The organism is Kluyvera cryocrescens NBRC 102467 (assembly GCF_001571285.1).
GTDB lineage: Bacteria > Pseudomonadota > Gammaproteobacteria > Enterobacterales > Enterobacteriaceae > Kluyvera > Kluyvera cryocrescens.
The window spans coordinates 73,199-91,490 of the sequence record NZ_BCTM01000006.1; the positions used below are offsets into that span (position 1 = coordinate 73,199).

At 55.9% G+C, this 18,292-nt stretch carries 13 protein-coding genes and 1 pseudogene; 11 read left to right on the top strand and 3 right to left on the bottom strand.

Annotation, left to right across the window (positions count from 1 at the left end; genetic code table 11):
- Positions 1 to 11: 11 nt before the first annotated feature.
- From KCR01S_RS04565 to KCR01S_RS04585, 5 genes are all read left to right on the top strand, one after another.
- Positions 12 to 587: a fimbrial protein gene (locus KCR01S_RS04565; protein ID WP_061280202.1), complete on the top strand. Its 576-nt coding sequence runs from the start codon at positions 12 to 14 to the stop codon at positions 585 to 587.
- Between the two features lie 11 nt (positions 588 to 598).
- Positions 599 to 1,177 carry a fimbrial protein gene (locus KCR01S_RS04570; protein ID WP_061280204.1) on the top strand — a complete coding sequence of 193 codons (579 nt, stop codon included), beginning with the start codon at positions 599 to 601 and terminating at the stop codon, positions 1,175 to 1,177.
- Positions 1,178 to 1,194: 17 nt separating this feature from the next.
- Entirely contained in the window at positions 1,195 to 2,352 is a 1,158-nt protein-coding gene (locus tag KCR01S_RS04575; RefSeq protein WP_167348811.1) for a fimbrial protein, read from the top strand.
- Between the two features lie 32 nt (positions 2,353 to 2,384).
- Positions 2,385 to 4,466, top strand: a complete 2,082-nt coding sequence (locus tag KCR01S_RS04580) for a two-partner secretion domain-containing protein (protein WP_061280209.1) — start codon at positions 2,385 to 2,387, stop codon at positions 4,464 to 4,466.
- A gap of 90 nt (positions 4,467 to 4,556) precedes the next feature.
- Positions 4,557 to 6,236 carry a ShlB/FhaC/HecB family hemolysin secretion/activation protein gene (locus KCR01S_RS04585; RefSeq protein ID WP_061280211.1) on the top strand — a complete coding sequence of 560 codons (1,680 nt, stop codon included), beginning with the start codon at positions 4,557 to 4,559 and terminating at the stop codon, positions 6,234 to 6,236.
- A gap of 61 nt (positions 6,237 to 6,297) precedes the next feature.
- Here KCR01S_RS04585 and mfd read toward each other — a convergent pair whose 3' ends face one another.
- Together mfd and melR are read right to left on the bottom strand one after the other, a co-directional pair.
- A complete protein-coding gene (mfd, locus tag KCR01S_RS04590; RefSeq protein ID WP_061280213.1) occupies positions 6,298 to 9,744 on the bottom strand; it encodes a transcription-repair coupling factor in 3,447 nt (1,148 codons plus the stop codon).
- Positions 9,745 to 9,904: 160 nt separating this feature from the next.
- Positions 9,905 to 10,831, bottom strand: a complete 927-nt coding sequence (gene melR, locus KCR01S_RS04595) for a transcriptional regulator MelR (protein ID WP_061280216.1) — start codon at positions 10,829 to 10,831, stop codon at positions 9,905 to 9,907.
- A 268-nt stretch (positions 10,832 to 11,099) separates the two neighbouring features.
- Between melR and melA the strand changes: the two genes are divergently transcribed.
- From melA to KCR01S_RS04610, 3 genes and pseudogenes are all read left to right on the top strand, one after another.
- A complete protein-coding gene (gene melA, locus KCR01S_RS04600) occupies positions 11,100 to 12,455 on the top strand; it encodes an alpha-galactosidase (RefSeq protein ID WP_156478742.1) in 1,356 nt (451 codons plus the stop codon).
- Positions 12,456 to 12,540: 85 nt separating this feature from the next.
- A pseudogene (gene melB, locus KCR01S_RS04605) lies at positions 12,541 to 13,963 on the top strand (melibiose:sodium transporter MelB).
- A 2-nt stretch (positions 13,964 to 13,965) separates the two neighbouring features.
- Complete coding sequence (locus KCR01S_RS04610; RefSeq protein WP_061280221.1) at positions 13,966 to 14,220, top strand: SemiSWEET transporter; 255 nt, start codon at positions 13,966 to 13,968, stop codon at positions 14,218 to 14,220.
- A 75-nt stretch (positions 14,221 to 14,295) separates the two neighbouring features.
- Here KCR01S_RS04610 and KCR01S_RS04615 read toward each other — a convergent pair whose 3' ends face one another.
- The gene (locus tag KCR01S_RS04615; RefSeq protein WP_061280225.1) at positions 14,296 to 14,928 is read right to left on the bottom strand and encodes a DUF2238 domain-containing protein; all 633 of its coding nucleotides are present in this window, start codon (positions 14,926 to 14,928) and stop codon (positions 14,296 to 14,298) included.
- A gap of 173 nt (positions 14,929 to 15,101) precedes the next feature.
- On the opposite strand from KCR01S_RS04615, the gene lolC reads away from it, so the two are divergent.
- The 3 genes from lolC to lolE are packed head-to-tail and all read left to right on the top strand — an operon-like array spanning position 15,102 to position 18,239.
- Positions 15,102 to 16,301 carry a lipoprotein-releasing ABC transporter permease subunit LolC gene (gene lolC / locus KCR01S_RS04620; RefSeq protein ID WP_061280228.1) on the top strand — a complete coding sequence of 400 codons (1,200 nt, stop codon included), beginning with the start codon at positions 15,102 to 15,104 and terminating at the stop codon, positions 16,299 to 16,301.
- Positions 16,294 to 16,995, top strand: a complete 702-nt coding sequence (gene lolD, locus KCR01S_RS04625; RefSeq protein WP_061280231.1) for a lipoprotein-releasing ABC transporter ATP-binding protein LolD — start codon at positions 16,294 to 16,296, stop codon at positions 16,993 to 16,995. Before lolC ends, lolD begins: the two co-directional genes overlap by 8 nt.
- The gene (gene lolE / locus KCR01S_RS04630; RefSeq protein ID WP_061280234.1) at positions 16,995 to 18,239 is read left to right on the top strand and encodes a lipoprotein-releasing ABC transporter permease subunit LolE; all 1,245 of its coding nucleotides are present in this window, start codon (positions 16,995 to 16,997) and stop codon (positions 18,237 to 18,239) included. The genes lolD and lolE overlap by 1 nt, the downstream gene beginning before the upstream one ends.
- The last annotated feature ends 53 nt before the right edge of the window (positions 18,240 to 18,292 follow it).

Sequence of the window (18,292 nt, forward strand, 5' to 3'; positions counted from 1 at the left end):
CAATGCAGCCCATGAAAAAACATCCGGCAGTTTCTTCTTGCCCTGTATCGCTGGGAGTGTCGATAGCGCTGCTGTCGGCGCTGCTCTCCCCGGCCAGTAGGGCAATTGACGATGTTCAGGTCAATTTTACTTCCACCGTGGTGGCGGGCACATGCCAGGCACAGTTGACCACTCGCGACGGTGCCATTCTTACCGATGGGACGTTGGCCTTTGGCGACGTCTACAAAAGCCAGGTGCAGCAGGGGGCCGCCTGGCAGAACTTCTTTGTCAGCTTCAGCCATTGTCAGGGGGTTGGCAGCGCGACGGTACAGGCCTCCGCCGGTGCCAACGGCCTATGTAACGGCGTGGCCTTTGGCGGGGCTGGCGATCTTACCGGCGTCGCCGCTGAGATTTACCGCGACGCAGACGGTGGCGGTGCACAACTGAACTGTAGCGACACGATGAGCTCGACGCAGACCGTGGATCCTAATACCACTGCCGATATGCCGTTCTCAACGCGGTTGGTGGTGGCACCGGGTAAAACCCAATCCGACTTGCATAGCGGCAGTTTCAGCGCGCCGGTCACTTTTACCGTCAATTACCAATGAACAGGAGCCTCATGATGATTGCTGCGGGTAGCAAACCGAGCGCGCTATCGCTCATTGGCATCCTGTTATTGGCCGTCGGCCATTCTGCGACGGCGGCTCAGGCGCTGGATATGACCATTACCGCTAATGTAATGGAAGACCATTGCGCCATTCAGATTGAGCCTTCCACGGTTGAACTCCCAGTGATTGCTGCGCGAACGCTGGACGAAGATGGCCAAACGCCGACAGATTTCGGCTCTCAGGCATCGTTCAACGTCGAGGTTACCGATTGCGATGACGCAGACCAACTCTCCGCGCTGCATTTTTCGATTCAACCCGCCAGCGGCGTATTTCCCGCAGGATATCAACAGGTGTTTGCCAACGATCTCCCTGTCGAAAGTAAAGGCGCCGGGGGCGTAGGTATCGTCGTGTTCTGGCATGACGGTCAGCAAAACGTACTGAACAACGATGGCACCTCTGACGTGGTTGTACCGACCACGCCGGACGACTATCGCCAAAGCTACGCCTTTGACGTGCGCTATCAAAAAATCGGCAGCGTCAGCGCCGGTCAGGTATCGACGACGCTTCTTGTTGACGTGGAGTATCAGTGATGCAAAGGAGAAATGCCGTGAGTTGGTTAAACAGGATGGGGTTAATCCGCCGAATGCTGATGGCCGTGCTGGGCGTTGGGCTGTTTGTATTTCACCTCGCAGGCGCGCAGGCGAAGGTGAATGACTGCTATATGAGTAACAGTTATCTCAATAAATATGAGGCGGGGAAGACCCTCAATATGGGTGACGTTACGGGGATGTTCGATAGCATCACCGGAGCCCCGGCAAGCGATGTGCTGCTGGGGATGAAGACCATTGATCTGTTCGATAACGATGACGATCTGGAGTGCTCAGACAGTTCTGGCGACAACAGCGTTACTGTCTTCGGGATGAGTAACGTGCCAGCCAGCGGGATTGCCGGTACTGATTCGAGCGGCCGCACGCTGTATCTGGTTAATCAGAATATGCCAGGCATTGCCTACTCCATGGAAATTATCTGTCAGGGGGGGGATGAGCCCGGTGAGTGCCAGGGGCATTCCGGGGACACGATTCCGATTGTTGCTGGCAGCACGGTCACCTGGATAAACCAGGATGGTCACCCTTGGGATAACATGAAGGCGATTGGTTCCAAGAAATCGGGGATGAATTTTAAGCTTAATGTCTATTTCTGGCAGCTTCCTTCATGGCAGCCGTTTCCTTTCGATGGCGATTACGTCGGTAGTCGTTATGGATTGTTTTCTATGCGGTTCGGTTCATATACAAAACATAGTATTCCCTACTATTTCGATGTTCATCTGGTACCGATAACGCCGACCTGCGACACCCATATCAGCGTTGAGGGCAACCCTTCTGCGGTCATCAATCTCGGCGACGGTATCACCCCGCAGCAGCTCTCAGGCGATAGCACCGACAAGGTGCCTTTCACCCTTGTGGTCGATAACTGTAGCGCCACCCTGAACAACGTCTACGTCAAGATGACCTCCACCACAGTGGATAGCAACAACGCCACGCTGCTGGGCCAGCAGAGCGGCAGCGCCGCGGGCGTCGGGGTCAAAATCACCGATACCCAGGACAATCCGCTGTCGCCGGACGGCGCCAGCGTGCTGACGTTCCCCTACACCGGCACGGTTAACCACCGCGAGATGCCTATGCAGGCACAGTTGGTTAGCGACGGTACACCGGTGCAGCCCGGGGATTTCGAGGCCTCGGCGACCTTCAATATTAGCTATGACTAAGCAAATTTTACCCCTCATCTAAAGGAACAGCGATGAAAACGTTAAAAGCAGGAAAGACCCTTTTTAAACTGAGTGCCATGTCCCTTGCCGTGGGGCTGGGGCTTGGTGCGATCGCCCAGGCGAGTGCTGCCGTGGTGGTGGATGGCCGCAAATCCCCTGACACCAAGGTCACGATTGCGGACACCGGGGCGACGGTGGTGAATATTAGCGGCGCCAGTTCAGGAGGCGTTTCCCATAACACCTTTACCCAGTTCGACATAGACCCGACCGGCGTGATTCTTAACAACAGTTCCACCGGCAGCAGCACCACGCTTGGCGGCGATATTGCGGGTAACAGCAATATGTCGGGCGGCAGCGCCACGGTGATTCTTAACGAAGTCAACTCCCGCGACCCGAGTCAGCTAAACGGCATGGTCGAAGTGGCCGGGCAGCAGGCGGCGGTGGTCATTGCTAACCCGTCAGGCATTTCCTGCGACGGCTGCGGGTTTATTAACGCCAGCCGCTCCACGCTGGTGACCGGGACCGCCGAAATGAGCAACGGCGAGCTGACCGGCTTTAATGTTAACGACGGCCAGGTGGTGATCACCGGTAAGGGAATGGATGACCGCAGCACAGGCTATACCGACATTATCTCCCGTTCGGTGAAGGTCAACGCCCAGCTGCAGGCGCAGGATCTGCGCATCGTCACCGGCAGTAATCACGTCGATTACGCGACCCTGGCGACCCGCGGTATTTCGTCTTCTGTGTTCAGCAAACCGTCTCTGGCGGTGGACGTCTCCAGCCTTGGCGGCATGTACGCCAATAAAATTCAGCTTATCGGCACTGAAGACGGCGTGGGCGTGCGCAATAACGGCACTATCTCTGCCAGCGATACCCTTTCGCTGAGCACTAAGGGCAAGCTGGAGAATAACGGCCTGATTGCCGGTGGTGAAGTGGCGATTGATACCCACAAAAATACCCTCGATAACGACCACGGCACGCTGCAGGCCGAGCGCGCGCTGACCATTAACAGCGGGAATATCGATAACAACGTCGACGGTGCCATCGTCTCCAACGGCACCCTCACTATCGATACCCACGGGCAGTCGCTGGATAACGCCGGGCAGGGGATCTCCGGTAACGGCGCGGTAAGCATAACTGCCGATGAAATCGATAACAGCAGCTGGATTGCCAGCAACAGCACCCTGACGCTGAATACTGACTCACTGAATAACAGCGGTAGCATCTATGGCCAGGATATCTCCGCGACGGCGAAAAAAGTCAGCAATGGCGGCTCCGTTCAGGCCAATAATAGTCTGCAGGTGGATGCGGACGACATTGACAATCACGGCAAAATCGCCGCCGCGGATGCCAGCATTTATGCCGGACACGCTTTTGATAACGAGGGCGGTGAAGTCGCCACCACCCACTCGCTGTTGGTCAATACCAAGACGCTGACCAATACCGACGGTAAGCTTAGCAGCGACGGCTCCCTGCAATTGGTCGTCAACAAGCTGGATAACACGGCAAATTGTCACGATAAGAATAGCGGCGGAGTCATTAACGGCGCGGAGGTTACGATCAAGGCCGATAACCTTGATAACGACCGCGGTGCTATCTCCGGCAATAGTATCAATATCACCGGCAATGACATTGATATTGCCAATGGGAGCCTTACCGCCACCGGGGATATCAATATTAATGCGGCCGATGACTTTTATACGGATAATAACGGAGTCGTCCAGTCGTCTGCTGGCAATATCACCATTAACGCCGCCGATGAGTTGTCCAATGATGGTATAATTACGACCACTAAAAATATTTCCCTAAGCGGCAAAGATATCTCTAATGACGGTGTTATCTCGGCTGATGGCGGTCTTAATATGTACGCCTCAGCAACGATTGAGAACAACAAAGGGGGATATATTTATGGTGCTAATAGCTTTAGCGTTGAAGCCGTAAAACGTATTGATAATGCAGGTGAATTTTATACGGAAAATAATGGTGTAATGAAATCTGACGCTATTAATATAAAACAGACTGGCGTTGTATACGCTAACAATACGACGTTTTATGTCAACAAAATGAGTAATAAAGGGTCTATTTATGGTGCGTATACCAAACATCCCTATTGATCCTTTTAATCGTTAATACACATTTCACTGGCCACCGGGAAGGTGGCCAGTTTTTATTCTGACTTTATAAGAGCAAGGGATCTCCCCACTATGCGACGTCAGCTTGTGGCTTTTGTCTGCTATTCCATTTTTATTCCGTTTTGCCCCCACGTCATGGCTGACAGCGGCCCGGTCATTCATCCCTCTACAAGCCAAACCGACAATCAGAAAGCCCGTCAAACGCAGCTTACGCCGCAGGGCACCGAAGTGATGGCGAGCAAAAGCACGCTGCGCCCCGGCGAGCTGGATTTTCCGCAGGAAACGCCCTGTTTTACCCTCAACCGGGTGGTGATTGATAATCGCCCGGCGCTGCCGCAGTGGCTGCCGTTGAAATCGTTGCTTAAGCAGGCGCAGGGCCGCTGCCTGGGGGCGAAAGGGGTTAATCTGCTGGCGCGTGCGGTGCAAAACCAGATTATTGCCGGTGGCTACATTACCAGCCGCGTCGCCATTCCCAACCAGGATCTACGCACCGGCGAACTGCATTTACGGCTCCAGCCCGGCAAGGTTGGAAACATTCAGTGGCGGAAAGGCAGCCAGCAGAACGTGCATTTTGGCAATACGCTACCGCTCTCCTCGGGCGATTTGATGTCACTTCGCGCGCTGGAGCAAGGGCTGGAAAATCTCCAGCGGGTGCCGGGAACATCCGCCAACATCAAGCTGAAACCGGGTGCGCACGACGGCGAAAGCGATATTGAAATTTCGCGCCAGCAGGCGAAACGCTGGCGCCTCGGCGCGTGGGTGGATGATGCGGGGAGCAAATACACCGGGCGCTATCAGGGCGGCGGCACGCTATCTCTGGATAATATCACGACCCTCGACGACCTGATTTATCTCTCGGCGGGCGGCGGACTGCAAAATCAGGGGGATAAAAATGCCAAGTACGGTACCGCCTATTATTCGGTGCCGTTCGGCTGGTGGTCGCTGGATCTCTACGCCAGCCGCGACAAGTACACCCAGCGGGTGGTGGATGGCAGCAATACCTATGAATACAGCGGAGATGAACGAAATCTTAGCGCCACGCTTAACCGCATGCTGTTTCGCAGCGGCTATCAGAAATTACAGGCCAGTTTCCAGGTGCTGAAGCGTGATGATGAATACGATCTTAACGATACCGAAATTCTCGTCCAGGCCCACGACATGGCCTCGTGGCGCGCTACCCTTGAGCATACGGCTTATCCGGGTAAGGCGGTCATTGATACCAAAGTCTCGTTCCAGCGCAACACCAGCTGGCTGGGTGCGGAACAGTCGGTGGAAGAGCAAACCGGCAATGCGAACGTCGGATCGCGGCTGATTAATATTGACGTAGAGGCCAACGTGCCGTTCTCGTTGTTCAAGCGCTCATTGAGCTGGCATCCGCACTATAGCCAGCAGATAACGCCGGATAAGCTTAATCTTCCCGACCAGCTTTCCATCGGTAACCGCTGGACGGTGCGCGGTTTTGACGGTGATACCACGCTACAGGCTGACAGCGGCTGGTTCCTGCGCAACGATCTCAATCTGAATCTCCCTTCACTGGCGGCGCAGTTTTATCTGGGGATGGATATTGGTCGGGTGAGTGGACAGGGCAGCGAGATTTATTCTACCTCCTACCTGGCGGGCGGCGTGGTCGGGCTGCGCGGGGGGCTGTGGAAAACTAACTACGATTTCTTTGCCGGTACGCCGTTTGTGCATCCGGACGAGCTTGACGCCAGCCCGCTGGTGCTGGGCATGACGCTGCGCTGGGAGTACTAAACGAAACGGTTGGCATGCGGGCTGTCAAGGAACCCGGCAGCAGGTGCTGCCGGGAACAGGGTCAGGCGAGGGCATTCTCTTCGAGCTGGCGCATAAACTGACGCACCCAGTCCATTCGCGCTTTGCGCTCGGTCAGCTCCTGGAAGAACTTCAGCCGCGTTGGTCCATCGAGACGATAGTGCTGCGGCTGTTTTTGTAGCAGGCCAATCAGCCACGTTGGGTTCACGTGGTTCTTCTCGGCAAACTCAATAACGCCGCCTTTCTCGTTGCCTTCAAGCTTGCGTATCCCCAGCTTCTGCGCCTGCTGGCGCAAACGGGCGATATCTAACAGGTTACGCGCGGCGTCCGGCAGCAGACCGAAGCGGTCAATCAGTTCGACCTTGATCTCATCAAGCTCGTTCTCGCCTTTGGCGCTGGCGATTCGCTTGTAGAACGACAGGCGCGTGTTTACATCAGGAATATAATCATCCGGCAGCAGCGCGGGCATGCGTAGCTCGACTTCCGTCTGCTGGCTGGTGAGATCTTCCAGCGATGGCTCGCGGCCTTCTTTGAGCGCATCGACGGCGTTTTCCAGCATCTCCATATACAGCGAGAAGCCGATAGACTCCATCTGTCCGCTCTGTCCTTCACCCAGCAGCTCGCCCGCACCGCGGATCTCCAGATCGTGGGTAGCCAGCGCAAAGCCTGCACCGAGATCTTCCAGCGAGGCGATGGCTTCCAGACGTTTTTGCGCATCGGTGGTCATCGCTTTCGGGTGCGGCGTCAGCAGCCAGGCGTAGGCCTGGTGGTGCGAACGGCCCACGCGGCCGCGCAGTTGGTGCAACTGCGCCAGACCGAAGTGGTCGGCGCGCTCGATAATAATGGTGTTGGCAGTCGGAATATCGATACCGGTTTCGATGATAGTAGTACACACCAGCACGTTGAAGCGCTGATGGTGGAAATCATTCATCACCCGTTCCAGCTCGCGCTCGCGCATCTGACCGTGGCCGATGGCGATACGTGCTTCTGGTACCAGTTCCGCCAGCTTATCGGCGGTTTTCTGGATGTTCTCGACGTCGTTGAACAGGTAGTACACCTGGCCGCCGCGCAGGGTTTCACGGAGAATCGCTTCGCGCACCACCAGGCTGTCGTATTCGCGGACGAAGGTTTTGACCGCCAGACGACGCGCCGGCGGGGTAGCGATAATTGACAGATCGCGCATCCCGCTCATCGCCATATTCAGCGTACGCGGGATAGGGGTTGCGGTCAGCGTCAGAATATCGACGTCGGCGCGCATGGCTTTGATGCGTTCTTTGTGACGCACACCGAAGCGGTGCTCCTCATCGACGATCAAAAGCCCCAGATCGCGCAGCTTTACGTCGCTTTGCAGCAGCTTGTGGGTACCAATCAGAATATCAATTTTGCCCTCGGCGGCGTCCTGCAGTATTTGCGTCTGCTCTTTGGCGCTACGAAAACGTGACAGCATCTCAATACGTACCGGCCAGTTGGCGAAACGGTCGCGGAAGTTATCATAGTGCTGTTGCGCCAGCAGCGTGGTGGGCACCAGTACCGCGACCTGTTTGTGGTTTTCTACCGCCAGGAAGGCCGCGCGCATTGCCACTTCGGTTTTACCAAAGCCAACATCGCCGCATACCAGTCGATCCATGGCCAGCGGTTGGCACATGTCGCTGAGGACGGCGTTGATCGCCTGCGCCTGATCCGGCGTGGTTTCAAACGGGAAGCTGTCGCAGAAAAGCTGATACTGTTCGCGGTCGTGCTTGAAGGCAAAACCTTCTTTCGCCGCGCGCTGGGCGTAGATATCCAGCAGTTCGGCCGCGACATCGCGCACCTTTTCGGCGGCTTTTTGTCGCGCGCGTGACCAGGCGTCGCCGCCCAGCTTATGCAGCGGGGCGCTCTCGTCCGCGCCGCCGGCATAGCGGCTAATGAGATGCAGCGATGATACCGGCACGTACAGTTTGGCGTCGTTGGCATACGTCAGCATCAAATATTCAGCGGTAATGCCGCCGGCTTCGAGGGTAGTCATCCCGGCGTAGCGGCCAACGCCGTGCTCAAGGTGGACCACCGGCTGGCCAATATGCAGTTCAGCCAGGTTACGAATCAACGTATCCGGGTTGATGGTCCGTCGGGCATCCTGACGTCGGCGGGCCACGCGTTCACCGAGCAGATCGCTTTCGCAGATCAGCGCCCGGTTGTTTTGCGTGTCAATAAACCCGTGTTCGGCCGAACCGAGCATCAGATAGCGTTGGTTCCCGGTGGCCTCGTCCAGGCGCTGAATGCGCTTTGGCGCGAGCTTAATCCGTGCCAGCAGCTCACCTAATGCTTCACGACGGCCCTCGCTCTCCACCGAGAAAATCACCGGCCCACTGAAGCTTTCAATAAATTTACGCAGGTTTTCCAGCGGCGATTTGTTCTGCGCCTGCACCGACAGATCCGGCAATGGCTGGAAACCGAGGTTAACGTGAGCCGCTTTCTTCGCCAGATGCTCGGTTTTGAGCTGGACGCGCGGCCATTTTTTGAGCTCGCTGTTGAGCTCGTCGCTGCGCAGCCACAGGCGATCTGGTGCCAGCAGCGGGCGCATCGGATCCACGCCACGGTTTTCAAAGCGCGCCTGGGCGTCAGCCTGGAAACGGTTGGCGCTGGCGTCGATATCCCCGGTATTGATCAATAGCGTATTGGCTGGGAAGTAGCTAAACAGCGGGGGGAGTGGTTCACTAAAGAACAGCGGCTGCCAGTACTCAATACCGGCCGGAAGCGTGCCTTTACTCACCTGTTGATAAACGTGCTCGGCATCGCGTTTCACATCAAACTGATCGCGCCACTGGCTGCGGAACAGCTCAATCGCGGTTTTATCGGTCGGGAATTCGTGTGCCGGAAGCAGATTGATCGCCTCGACTTCTTCGAGCGTTCGCTGGCTGTCCACGTCGAATACGCGCAGGCTATCGATTTCATCATCGAAAAAGTCCAGACGATACGGTTGCTCGCTGCCCATCGGATAGAGGTCGAGCAGCGCGCCGCGGGTGGCATATTCGCCGTGCTCCATGACCTGATCGACATGACGATACCCGGCGCTATCGAGCTGGCTACGCAACGCGTCGCGGGACAACTGCTGGCCTTTTTTCATTACCAGCGCATGGCCGTGAAGGAAACTGTGCGGACAGACGCGCTGCATCAGGGTGCTCACCGGGACGATCAGTACGCCGCGCTGCATCGAGGGCAGCTGATAGAGCGTGGACAAACGCGAGGAGATAATGTCCTGATGCGGAGAGAAACTGTCATACGGCAGGGTCTCCCAGTCGGCAAGGCTCATCACCAGGCTATCGGTGAACTGGCCAATCTCGTCATGCAAGCGCAGGGCGTTTTGCATATCCGGCGCGATGAGAATCACCGGGCCGGGATGGTGTTCTGCGATCTCGGCGACAATCGTTGCGCAGGCGGCGCCGGTCAGTTCGCCAAGCAGGCGCTGTTCGCCGGGTTTGGTCGGTAGGGCATAACGGGCATGTTCAGGCATGGTCAGCGCACGTTCTCCAGAAATCCGTGTTTAGTCGTTCGCCTGCCGCCAGAAGACGGCATGAATGATTGGGTATATACACGGTAATGATATCAATTTTATGATCTTATTATCCGTGATGGTGGCGGGAGTGCAACCGCTTAAAACTCAGCGTTAGGGATCAGCTAAGCTGCCTGCGCTGCTGGCTGAGCTTGCGATACTGCTGTGGCGACATACCGACCAATTTGCTGAAAGTGCTGTAAAAACGGCTGCTGGAGCGGAAACCGGCGGTCATCGCCACGTCGAGAATGGTTTTATCGGTATCACTTAACAGCGCACGCACGTGGTTTATCCGCATCGCCGTAATGTACTGTTTTAATGTCAATTGCATGACCCGCTGGAAAATACCCATCGCGTAGTTGGCGTTGAGTTTGACGTGTTCAGCGACGTCATTGATGGTCAGCGCCTGATCGTAGTTATCGGCAATAAACCCGAGCATTTGGCTGACGTAAAACTGCGCGTGCCGCGAGACGCTGTTTTTGTGCGTGCGCGAGGTTTTGTTAAGCAGTATCGGTTGCCAGCCGGAGAGGCTAAAGCGTTTTAGCATCAGGCCGATTTCATCGATCGCCAACTGACGAATTTGCTCGTTCGGGCTATTCATCTCCTGCTGCCAGCGCAACACTTCGAAGGTGCTGAGCTGTTGAGTGGCCAGTGATTTAATGACCATCCCGTGGGTAACATGGTTAATCAATTCACGATCCAGCGGCCAGGAGAGAAACAGGTGCATCGGCAGGCTGAAAATCGCCATTTGCTGGCAGTGGCCTATCCGCGTGAGCTGGTGCGGAGTACAGGCCCAGAACAGGGTGATATGCCCTTGCTTAATCTGTACCACTTCATTGTTGATCAAATACTCCACGTCGCCGTCAAACGGTACATTGACCTCTACCTGGCCGTGCCAGTGGCTGGCGGGCATTACGTGCGGCCGGCGAAGCTCAATATCCATACGCTGATATTCGGAATAGAGCGACAGCGGACTACGGGTCTGTTTTTCGTCGCCGTTACACATGTGCGGATCGGGCGGCAGAAAGGTTATCGGCTCGGTACTCATAGAGACTCCATTTCCTGAATTGTCAGAATCATGCCAGCTTTGACCGGCTGAGACTGCGAATACGGACACAAATACCCTGTATACCTTCAATAATAGAGTCAAAAGGAGGCCGGATAATCTGCTTTTCAGGTTAATTTCTCCCAAAAGCTCAGATCGTGGTTCAGTTCTCATAGGATCTGAGTTTCCGGGAATGCTCCTTATGGAAGCTGGAGGTTTTTCGCCAGACAGCGTGCCACCATGAATTTGTCCACTACTGTTCTGGAGAGTCATGATGACAGCACCAAAAATTACCTTTATCGGCGCGGGTTCAACTATTTTCGTCAAGAATATCCTCGGCGATGTCTTCCATCGTGAGGCGCTGAAGTCGGCGCATATCGCACTGATGGATATCGATGAAAAACGGCTGGAAGAGTCGCACATTGTGGTGCGTAAACTGATGGATTCCGCCGGCGCGTCAGGCCATATCACCTGCCATACCCAGCAGAAAGCGGCGCTGCAAGGCGCGGATTTCGTCGTCGTCGCTTTCCAGATTGGCGGCTATGAACCGTGCACCGTCACCGACTTTGAGGTCTGCAAGCGCCACGGGCTGGAGCAGACCATCGCCGACACGCTGGGCCCAGGCGGCATCATGCGTGCGCTGCGCACCATTCCGCATCTGTGGCAAATCTGCGACGACATGACGGAAGTGTGTCCGAACGCGACAATGCTCAACTACGTCAACCCGATGGCGATGAATACCTGGGCGATGTACGCGCGCTATCCGCACATTAAACAGGTTGGGCTGTGCCATTCGGTACAGGGGACGGCAGAGGAGCTGGCGCGCGATCTGGATATCGATCCTGCCTCATTACGCTACCGCAGTGCGGGCATCAACCATATGGCGTTTTATCTCGAACTGGAGCGTAAAACCGCCGACGGCAGCTACGTCAATCTGTACCCGGAACTGCTGGCAGCCTATGAGGCCGGGCAGGCGCCAAAACCGAATCTTCACGGTAACGAACGCTGTCAGAATATCGTGCGCTATGAGATGTTCAAAAAGCTGGGCTACTTTGTCACCGAGTCTTCAGAGCATTTTGCCGAATATACCCCTTGGTTTATTAAGCCGGGGCGTGAAGACCTGATTGCGCGCTACAAAGTGCCGTTGGATGAGTACCCAAAACGCTGCGTGGAGCAGTTGGCCAACTGGCATAAAGAGCTGGAAGAGTACAAAACCGCCGAGCGGATTGATATTAAGCCGTCGCGGGAGTACGCCAGCACCATTATGAACGCCATCTGGACCGGCGAACCGAGCGTGATTTATGGCAACGTGCGCAACGACGGACTTATCGATAACCTGCCGCAGGGCAGCTGCGTGGAAGTTGCCTGTCTGGTGGATGCCAACGGCATTCAGCCAACCAAAGTCGGGACAATCCCATCTCATCTGGCGGCGATGATGCAGACCAACATCAACGTCCAGACGCTGCTGACGGAAGCCATTCTGACCGAAAACCGCAGCCGGGTGTATCACGCGACGATGATGGATCCGCATACTGCCGCAGTCCTTGGCATTGAGGAGATTTATGCGCTGGTGGATGACCTGATTGCCGCTCACGGCGATTGGCTACCGGCCTGGCTGCACCGCTAATACCTGACGACGCCGGGCGGTGTATCCGGCGTTTTACCTCGCACATAACAGCAGGCGGGCGTTGGTAACAGCGACCCGGTACCCTATGAGCATCTCTCTGAAAACAAAATTAAGTTACGGGTTCGGTGCATTTGGTAAGGATTTCGCGATCGGCATCGTTTACATGTATCTGATGTATTACTACACCGACGTGGTTGGCCTCTCGGTTGGCGTGGTCGGGACGCTGTTTCTGGTCGCTAAGATCTGGAACGCGTTCAACGATCCGGTGATGGGATGGATCGTGAATGCGACCCGCTCGCGGTGGGGGAAATTTAAACCGTGGATCCTGCTCGGCACGCTGGCTAACTCGCTGGTGCTGTTTCAGCGCCCATCTTTTCGAGGGGACGGCGCAGATTGTCTTCGTTTGCGTGACCTATATTCTGTGGGGCATGACCTACACCATTATGGATATTCCATTTTGGTCGCTGGTGCCGACAATCACCCTCGACAAACAAGAGCGTGAGCAACTGGTGCCATTCCCGCGCTTTTTTGCCAGCCTCGCCGGATTTGTGACCGCCGGGGTGACGCTACCGTTTGTCAGCTACGTTGGCGGCGGGGATCGGGGCTTCGGTTTTCAGATGTTTACGCTGGTACTGATTGCATTCTTTATCGCGTCAACGATCGTCACCTTGAGAAACGTGCATGAAGTGTTCTCGTCAGACAGCGATGCGACGGCAGACAGCTCGCGGCTTTCGCTCAAATCGATTCTTGCCCTGATCTACAAAAACGATCAGCTCTCGTGTTTACTGGGCATGGCGCTGGCGTATAACGTGGCGTCGAACATCATTACCGGCTTTGCCATTTACTACTTCACCTACGTGGTGGGCGATGCTGCGCTCTTCCCGTACTACCTTTCCTATGCGGGCGCGGCCAATCTGCTGACGCTCATACTCTTCCCACGGCTGGCGAAATCACTTTCGCGGCGGATTTTGTGGACGGGAGCCTCGGTGATGCCGATCTTGAGCGCCGGTGTGCTGCTGCTGATGGTGCTCGCCGGTTCCCATAGCCTCATTCTGATCTGCGTGGCCGGGGTGTTCCTTAACGTCGGTACGGCACTGTTTTGGGTGCTACAGGTCATTATGGTGGCCGACACGGTGGATTACGGCGAGTACAAGTTTAACGTGCGCTGCGAGAGTATTGCCTATGCGGTGCAAACCATGGTGGTGAAGGGGGGCTCGGCATTTGCGGCGTTCTTTATTGCGGTGGTGCTGGGGGTGATTGGCTACGTGCCTAACGGCGTACAGTCGGCAGAAACCATCTTCGGTATGCAGTTTATTATGATTGCGCTGCCAACGCTGTTCTTCGCTATCACGCTGGCGCTCTACTTCCGCTATTACCGCTTGAATGGCGATATGCTGCGTAAAATCCACATCCATTTGCTGGATAAATATCGCAAAGTACCGCAGCCGACGTCGATACCTGATGCGCCAATGGCGCCCGTTGCCGCCGTGAGCGAAGCGAAGGTGTGATCATGGAGTGGAGCTCGCTGATTGGCTATCTGGCGGCAAGCCTGACAACGCTCTCTTTTTTGCCACAGGCGTTTAAGGTTATCACCACCCGCAACACTCAGGGAATATCCGGACTGATGTACGTCATGTTTGTCTGTGGTCTGGTGCTGTGGCTGGTATACGGGGTGATGATTGAAGATACGGCGGTCAGCATGGCAAATCTGCTGACCCTGCTGTTTGCTCTGCCGATTTTGATTATCAAGCTACGTCGGGGGTAGCGAGGAAGAGGTTATCTCTCCGGCCAACACGGGAGCGGCGTTGGCCGGAGAAAATCTTGCGCACGGCGACGGAAATCATACGGCGTGAATCAGACCGTAACGCTTTAGCTGTCGACAATGTACGCCGGCGAGCACAATGACCGTGGTCAATGCGCCAAGCAGGGCGCAGAACATATCCGACTGGGTGTCCCACGGATCTCCCTGCGTACCGAGGAAATCATCCGCCCCTTGCCCCATCGCCAGCGCTGCCCACCATTCGATGAGTTCATAAGTCGCGCTGATGGCTAATGCCACGCAGCACACCAAAAATGCCAGCATTTTGCGGCCACGAACATACTGCCCGCGAGCGAGAATTTCACGAGCCGCCAGCGCCGGAACCAGACCCTGGAAGAAGTGTCCCAGCTTGTCGTACGGGTTGCGGCTCAGATCCAGCCACGCTTGCACATCAAAGCCAATTGGTACTTTGGCGTAGGTATACTGGCCGCCGACCATCAAAATAATGGCGTGAAAGAAAATCAGCGCGTAGAGCAGGGGGGTTAATGGATAGCGTTTGGCGGTGAGCAGCAGCAACGGCACGATGATAATCACCGGCGTGACTTCCATAATCCAGGTCACTTTCTCGGCGGCGCTGACGCCGGTGTAGACGAGGAACAGCGCCAGCAGCAGCGCGCCAACGGGTAAAAACAGAGGATTTAAGGTGCGGATCATCATGAATTCGCAAATAAAGGGAAAACCACACTATTGACCGTGACGGCGAAAATTTCAATGTTCGTCGCGTACTGTCAGCCGTTTGTCAGGCTTGCGCTTACGGTTCAGTCATTTACCCATCTCGCTTTCGCTTATATACTCGTGCTTCTGCTATCAGCAACCAGACGGATTACATGTACCAACCTGTCGCACTATTCATTGGCCTGCGTTATATGCGCGGGCGGGCAGCGGACCGCTTCGGTCGCTTTGTTTCCTGGCTGTCTACTATCGGCATTACGCTAGGCGTAATGGCGTTGGTCACCGTCCTTTCGGTGATGAACGGCTTTGAGCGCGAGCTGCAAAACAACATCCTGGGGCTGATGCCGCAGGCCATTCTGAGCGCTGAGCAAGGCTCCCTGAACCCGCAAAAATTTCCTGAAGCGAACGTCAAACTCCAGGGCGTGACCCGCGTGGCACCGCTCACCACCGGTGACGTGGTGCTGCAAAGTGCGCGCAGCGTCTCGGTTGGCGTGATGCTGGGTATCGACCCGGCGCAAAAAGATCCGCTGACCCCATATCTGGTCAACGTCAAACAGACCGATCTACAGGCCGGTAAATACAACGTCATTTTGGGCGAACAGCTTGCCGGACAGTTGGGCGTTAACCGCGGCGACCAGATCCGCGTAATGGTACCGTCGGCCAGTCAGTTTACGCCGATGGGGCGTCTGCCGAGCCAGCGTCTGTTCACCGTTATCGGCACTTTCGCCGCCAGCAGTGAAGTGGATGGCTATCAGATGCTGGTCAATATCCAGGATGCGTCGCGGCTGATGCTGTACCCGCTGGGTAACATCACCGGCTGGCGTCTGTGGCTGGATAAACCGCTGCAGGTTGACACGCTAAGTCAGCAAACCCTGCCGGAAGGTACGAAATGGCAGGATTGGCGCGAGCGTAAAGGCGAGCTGTTCCAGGCCGTGCGTATGGAAAAAAACATGATGGGGCTGCTGCTGAGCCTGATTGTGGCCGTAGCGGCGTTTAATATCATCACCTCGCTGGGGCTGATGGTGATGGAGAAGCAGGGCGAAGTGGCGATTCTGCAAACGCAGGGGCTAACGCCTCGGCAGATCATGGCCGTGTTTATGGTGCAAGGCGCCAGCGCCGGGATTATTGGCGCTCTGTTGGGCGCGGTGCTCGGCGTGCTGCTGGCCAGCCAGCTCAACAATTTAATGCCGATTATCGGCGCGTTCCTCGACGGTGCGGCGCTGCCGGTTGCCATCGAGCCGCTGCAGGTTATCGTGATTGCGCTGGTGGCGATGGCCCTGGCGCTGCTGTCAACGCTGTATCCTTCCTGGCGCGCTGCCGCCACTCAACCCGCTGAGGCTTTACGTTATGAATAAGATCCTGTTGCAATGCGACAACCTGTGCAAACGCTATCAGGAAGGCACCGTGCAGACCGATGTTCTGCACAATGTCAGCTTCAGCATTGCCGAAGGGGAGATGATGGCTATCGTCGGTACCTCCGGCTCGGGGAAAAGTACCCTGTTACATCTGCTGGGCGGTCTGGATACGCCAACCTCCGGCGACGTGATTTTCAGCGGCCAGCCGATGAGCTCGCTTTCTTCGGCGGCGAAAGCGGAGCTGCGCAATCAGAAGCTCGGTTTTATCTATCAGTTCCACCATCTGCTGCCGGACTTCACCGCGTTGGAAAACGTGGCGATGCCGCTGCTAATTGGCAAAAAGAAACCGGCCGAAATCAACAGCCGTGCGCTGGAGATGCTGAAAGCGGTGGGGCTCGATCATCGCGCCAGCCATCGTCCTTCGGAACTGTCCGGCGGCGAACGCCAGCGCGTTGCCATTGCCCGTGCGCTGGTGAATAACCCGCGTCTGGTGCTGGCGGATGAACCGACCGGTAACCTCGATGCCAAAAACGCCGACAGTATCTTCAAACTGCTTGGGGAGCTGAATCAATCTCAGGGTACGGCATTTTTAGTGGTCACTCATGACCTGCAGCTCGCTAAACGAATGGGCCGCCAGCTGGAGATGCGTGACGGTCGCTTAAGCGATCAACTAACCCTGATGGGAGCACAGTAATGGCGTCCTCGCTCTCGTTATTGATCGGCCTGCGCTTTAGCCGCGGGCGTCGACGCGGCGGTATGGTCTCGCTGATTTCCGTGATCTCCACGGTCGGCATTGCGCTGGGCGTGGCGGTGCTGATTGTGGGTCTGAGCGCCATGAACGGGTTCGAGCGTGAGCTGAACAACCGTATTCTGGCGGTCGTGCCGCATGGCGAAATTGAAGCGGTTAACCAGCCATGGACCAACTGGCGTACAGTTCTGCCAAAAGTAGAGGCGGTGAAAGGCATTGAGGCCGCGGCGCCGTACATTAACTTTACCGGTCTGGTGGAGAGCGGCAGTAATCTGCGCGCCATCCAGGTGAAAGGCGTTGATCCGCAGCAGGAGAGCAAGCTAAGCGCGCTGCCGAGCTTTGTCCAGGGCGATGCCTGGGCTAACTTCAAAGCCGGTGAGCAGCAAATTATCCTCGGCAAAGGGGTCGCTGATGCGCTGAAAGTGAAGGCAGGTGACTGGGTCTCGATCATGATCCCAAATGCCAACCCGGAACATAAGCTATTGCAGCCAAAACGCGTGCGCCTGCACGTCACCGGGATCCTGCAGTTGAGCGGCCAGCTCGATCACAGCTTTGCCATGATCCCGATGCCGGATGCTCAGCAGTATCTGGATATGGGTGAGAGCATCACCGGTATCGCTATCAAAGTTCAGGACGTCTTTAACGCTAACAAGCTGGTGCGCGATGCGGGTCTTGTGACCAATAGCTACGTGACAATCCAGAGCTGGATTGGCACCTACGGCTATATGTACCGCGACATCCAGATGATCCGCGCGATTATGTATCTGGCGATGGTGCTGGTTATCGGCGTGGCCTGCTTTAACATCGTGTCGACGCTGGTGATGGCGGTTAAAGACAAAAGTAGCGATATTGCGGTACTGCGCACATTGGGCGCAAAAGACGGGCTGATCCGAGCAATTTTCGTATGGTATGGTTTGTTAGCTGGCCTGCTGGGCAGCCTATGCGGGGTGGTGATCGGGGTGCTTGGCTCCCTGTATCTGACCGGCATTATTAACGTGATTGAAAAACTTATTGGTCACCAGTTCTTGTCTGGCGACATTTATTTTATCGACTTCCTGCCGTCTGAACTGCACTGGCTGGATGTCGTTTATGTGCTGGTCACGGCACTGTTGCTGAGTCTGCTGGCGAGCTGGTATCCGGCTCGTCGCGCCAGCCGTATTGACCCTGCGAGAGTGCTGAGTGGCCAGTAATTTGACGTCCTGACCGTGCGGCTTTGCTGCTGCGCGCGTCAGTAAGAGGAATT